1 protein-coding gene and 1 rRNA gene are annotated in these 594 nt (G+C 46.6%); both read right to left on the bottom strand.

The genetic code is table 11. From position 1 onward, the window contains the following. Positions 1-114: 114 nt before the first annotated feature. The gene (locus ABD931_RS29150; RefSeq protein ID WP_345271657.1) at positions 115-441 is read right to left on the bottom strand and encodes a hypothetical protein; all 327 of its coding nucleotides are present in this window, start codon (positions 439-441) and stop codon (positions 115-117) included. An 11-nt stretch (positions 442-452) separates the two neighbouring features. Beyond that, a 16S ribosomal RNA gene (locus ABD931_RS29155) occupies positions 453-594 on the bottom strand; the annotation flags it as partial.

Below are 594 nucleotides of genomic sequence, written 5' to 3' on the forward strand. Positions count from 1 at the left end.
GACGTGCTGATGTTCAACAGTCTGCCACAGGTTAAGGCGATGCTGCAACAATTCAAACTACTGGAACCGGCAGACATCATTCATACAGGAGAGCCTAAAACCGAATAAATCATGTTAATAGACCTTAATCCTACAACACCGGTGGATACCTTCCTCGAAGGTATTCGCGAGCGTGGCTGGATGCATTTCGGACAATGTCTGGAACCTGCTTTCCTGGAAGAGCTGAACGCCGGTATAGAGGCAGCTTACACAACCTGTCATCGTGTACAGGAGAAAAATGGGGTGAATGTAAATACGGACGGAACCGTTCACCACCTGCTGGGCCAGCAACCGGGATTCCTGGAATTTATTCAGCGGCTGGAGCTGCACGCCTATATCCGGGCCTTCTTTGACGCGCCCTATATCCTCAATTCCTTCGGCGGCGTGATCAACCTGCCACACAAAGCTTCTTATGTGTGCAATATTCACCGTGACATAGTGATTCACGATTACTAGCAATTTCTTATTCATGCAGCCGAATTTCAGGCTACAATCCATATCCTTTTTATCCTATTTTTTGAGATTAGCTAAAATTCGCATTTTCGCATCTCTTTG

Origin of the sequence: Nibrella viscosa (genome assembly GCF_039541875.1) — a bacterium.
In the GTDB taxonomy this organism is placed as follows: Bacteria; Bacteroidota; Bacteroidia; order Cytophagales; family Spirosomataceae; genus Nibrella; species Nibrella viscosa.